Origin of the sequence: Paenibacillus soyae (assembly GCF_024623455.1) — a bacterium.
GTDB lineage: Bacteria > Bacillota > Bacilli > Paenibacillales > Paenibacillaceae > Pristimantibacillus > Pristimantibacillus soyae.
In genome coordinates this window covers 1-2,683 of record NZ_JANIPJ010000048.1, presented here as the reverse complement: position 1 = coordinate 2,683, position 2,683 = coordinate 1, and the positions used below count along the sequence as shown (strand labels likewise).

2 protein-coding genes, 15 tRNA genes and 1 rRNA gene are annotated in these 2,683 nt (G+C 49.7%); all 18 read right to left on the bottom strand.

Annotation, left to right across the window (positions count from 1 at the left end):
* Positions 1–149 precede the first annotated feature (149 nt).
* The gene (locus NQZ67_RS29870) at positions 150–659 is read right to left on the bottom strand and encodes a GNAT family N-acetyltransferase (RefSeq protein WP_257453146.1); all 510 of its coding nucleotides are present in this window, start codon (positions 657–659) and stop codon (positions 150–152) included.
* A gap of 35 nt (positions 660–694) precedes the next feature.
* Positions 695–877, bottom strand: a complete 183-nt coding sequence (locus NQZ67_RS29865) for a hypothetical protein (protein WP_257453145.1) — start codon at positions 875–877, stop codon at positions 695–697.
* A gap of 197 nt (positions 878–1,074) precedes the next feature.
* Positions 1,075–1,148 (bottom strand) — tRNA-Pro (locus NQZ67_RS29860).
* Positions 1,149–1,155: 7 nt separating this feature from the next.
* A tRNA-Arg gene (locus NQZ67_RS29855) sits at positions 1,156–1,232 on the bottom strand.
* An 11-nt stretch (positions 1,233–1,243) separates the two neighbouring features.
* A tRNA-Gly gene (locus tag NQZ67_RS29850) sits at positions 1,244–1,318 on the bottom strand.
* Positions 1,319–1,324: 6 nt separating this feature from the next.
* Positions 1,325–1,411 (bottom strand) — tRNA-Leu (locus NQZ67_RS29845).
* A gap of 11 nt (positions 1,412–1,422) precedes the next feature.
* A tRNA-Leu gene (locus NQZ67_RS29840) sits at positions 1,423–1,508 on the bottom strand.
* 9 nt (positions 1,509–1,517) lie between these two features.
* Positions 1,518–1,593: transfer RNA gene (locus NQZ67_RS29835), tRNA-Lys, on the bottom strand.
* Positions 1,594–1,603: 10 nt separating this feature from the next.
* Positions 1,604–1,678 (bottom strand) — tRNA-Gln (locus NQZ67_RS29830).
* A 12-nt stretch (positions 1,679–1,690) separates the two neighbouring features.
* Positions 1,691–1,763: transfer RNA gene (locus NQZ67_RS29825), tRNA-His, on the bottom strand.
* A gap of 4 nt (positions 1,764–1,767) precedes the next feature.
* Positions 1,768–1,843: transfer RNA gene (locus NQZ67_RS29820), tRNA-Thr, on the bottom strand.
* Between the two features lie 17 nt (positions 1,844–1,860).
* Positions 1,861–1,937: transfer RNA gene (locus NQZ67_RS29815), tRNA-Asp, on the bottom strand.
* A 4-nt stretch (positions 1,938–1,941) separates the two neighbouring features.
* Positions 1,942–2,018, bottom strand: a tRNA-Met gene (locus NQZ67_RS29810).
* 17 nt (positions 2,019–2,035) lie between these two features.
* A tRNA-Val gene (locus NQZ67_RS29805) sits at positions 2,036–2,111 on the bottom strand.
* A 5-nt stretch (positions 2,112–2,116) separates the two neighbouring features.
* A tRNA-Glu gene (locus NQZ67_RS29800) sits at positions 2,117–2,191 on the bottom strand.
* A 10-nt stretch (positions 2,192–2,201) separates the two neighbouring features.
* Positions 2,202–2,277: transfer RNA gene (locus tag NQZ67_RS29795), tRNA-Ala, on the bottom strand.
* A gap of 50 nt (positions 2,278–2,327) precedes the next feature.
* Positions 2,328–2,404: transfer RNA gene (locus NQZ67_RS29790), tRNA-Ile, on the bottom strand.
* 102 nt (positions 2,405–2,506) lie between these two features.
* Positions 2,507–2,683 (bottom strand): 23S ribosomal RNA (locus tag NQZ67_RS29785); the annotation flags it as partial.

The following is a 2,683-nucleotide window of genomic DNA, read 5'->3' as shown; positions in this document are numbered from 1 at the left end:
GCTTTTGACTCCTTCGGCACCATTCTGATACCTATAAATGGCCTCCAATTTCTCATCTAAACTGAATTTGGGCAAAAAAACTGCACCTCCTTTGTTAGTCGTGTCTAACAAATGGGGTGCAGTTCAGAAATTCAAGGCTGCCGTTGGTTTTAAGATGAAGCCTCGATAGCTTTCTCCATTACAAAGTCATCCATAACGTATCCATTTCCGATTTCCGCTATCTGCTCCCGTAGCGTCCGGAAGCCTTTTTTGTCGTAAACCGCAATGCTGGATTCGTTATGGCGATTGACCGTTAACCAGATATGGCTAAGGCTTCGCTCTCTGCAGAGCTGCTCCAGGAAGGCCATCGCTTGGCTGGCATAGCCGCGCCCTCGGTGCTCCCTTCTCACATAGAACTTGCTCAAGAAGAGCTTCCCTTGTTCTTGTTTAACCGATAGGTATCCGACGGCTCTGCCATTCTCCTGGATAAAATAATATTCATAGCCTTGATGTTGGATTTGATTCGCGATGGCTGAGCCCGATTGATATTGGCCGATCATGTATTCAATCTGTTCCTTCGAAATGATGGATACATAATATTCTCTCCAAATTTCCGCTGCCATTCGCGCAAGCTCCATGATCTCTTCCAACGAATGAACCAGTGGAAACGTGACCTTCATTTCATGCTCCCGCCTCTCCTGCATTTCTTTATCCTCTATTCGTTAATCGCCGTGTTTTTCCCTTTCCTCTTAGCGAACAAGACGATCGCGTAGACGCTCATCGTTGCAGATAGACCTGCCAACACCCCTTCCGCAAAATCATGCATCGGAACATACCGTGTAAGCAGCAAATAAGCGATAAACACCAATGGGCTCACGACTTGGATAACATTTTTCATAATAAAACTCCTCCTTGGATTAGAGACGAATCGTCTCGATTCGAATGGTTACATACATTGTTCAGGTGTGTTTACTGTGTATATCTTTATATACAGTATAACCAGGGCAAAACACTGCGTCAATACCTATTTTGGAAATTTAGCCCACAAACAAAAAAACCTTTATCCACATTGGATAAAGGTTTTTTCTATACGTATCGGGATGACACGATTTGAACATGCGACCCCCTGGTCCCAAACCAGGTGCTCTACCAAGCTGAGCTACATCCCGTAAAAAATGGCGCGGCCTAAGAGATTCGAACTCCTGACCTTTTGATTCGTAGTCAAACGCTCTATCCAGCTGAGCTAAGGCCGCAAAAATAAAAATGGAGCGGAAGACGGGAATCGAACCCGCGACCCTCGCCTTGGCAAGGCGATGCTCTACCGCTGAGCCACTTCCGCTAATGATGGTGCGGTCAAGAGGACTCGAACCTCCACGTCATTGCTGACACTAGAACCTGAATCTAGCGCGTCTGCCAATTCCGCCATGACCGCATATTTAATTATGGTGCGGTTGAGAGGACTCGAACCTCCACGGGCGTACGCCCACTACCCCCTCAAGATAGCGTGTCTGCCATTCCACCACAACCGCGTATGAAACTGGTGAGCCATGTAGGACTCGAACCTACGACACCCTGATTAAAAGTCAGGTGCTCTACCAACTGAGCTAATGGCTCTTAATAAAAATGGCTGGGGATCTAGGATTCGAACCTAGGCATGACGGAGTCAAAGTCCGTTGCCTTACCGCTTGGCTAATCCCCAACGATGGTAAAGGGCGATCGATGGGACTTGAACCCACGAATGCCGGAGCCACAATCCGGTGCGTTAACCCCTTCGCCACGACCGCCATATGGTGCCGCCGAGAGGACTTGAACCCCCAACCTACTGATTACAAGTCAGTTGCTCTACCAATTGAGCTACAGCGGCAAATTTACTTTTGAAAATGGCGGAGCTGACGGGATTCGAACCCGCGGTCTCCTGCGTGACAGGCAGGCATGTTAGGCCTCTACACCACAGCTCCATGTTGGTTGCGGGGGCAGGATTTGAACCTGCGGCCTTCGGGTTATGAGCCCGACGAGCTACCGAGCTGCTCCACCCCGCGTCATTAGCAATGCTTCATGGTGGAGGATGACGGGATCGAACCGCCGACCCTCTGCTTGTAAGGCAGATGCTCTCCCAGCTGAGCTAATCCTCCATGAATGGTGACCCGTAGGGGATTCGAACCCCTGTTACCTCCGTGAAAGGGAGGTGTCTTAACCCCTTGACCAACGGGCCTTATTAAATTTGGTGGAGCCAAGCGGGATCGAACCGCTGACCTCCTGCTTGCAAGGCAGGCGCTCTCCCAGCTGAGCTATGGCCCCATGCGTCCCCTCCCGTGGTTATACAGGGAATGAACATTCATGAGAGTTACTGGTTGGCCTTAGTGGACTCGAACCACCGACCTCACCCTTATCAGGGGTGCGCTCTAACCAGCTGAGCTAAAGGCCAATAAAAAACCCACTTCTCGGTGGGGTGATTTCATCATCTGATCATCACACCTTGAAAACTGAATATGAATAAGTTGCAAATCGTATCCGCGCTGTATTGATTTAGGATAAGCCCTCGACCGATTAGTATTCGTCAGCTCCACACGTTGCCGCGCTTCCACCCCGAACCTATCAACCTCGTCGTCTTCAAGGGGTCTTACTAATTGGGAAATCTCATCTTGAGGGGGGCTTCACGCTTAGATGCTTTCAGCGCTTATCCCGTCCGTACTTGGCTACCCAG

Bases quoted from the DNA above. Each gene is read 5' to 3' on its own strand.
- NQZ67_RS29865 (WP_257453145.1), bottom strand. From the start codon at position 877: ATGAAAAATGTTATCCAAGTCGTGAGCCCATTGGTGTTTATCGCTTAT.
- NQZ67_RS29870 (WP_257453146.1), bottom strand. From the start codon at position 659: ATGAAGGTCACGTTTCCACTGGTTCATTCGTTGGAAGAGATCATGGAG.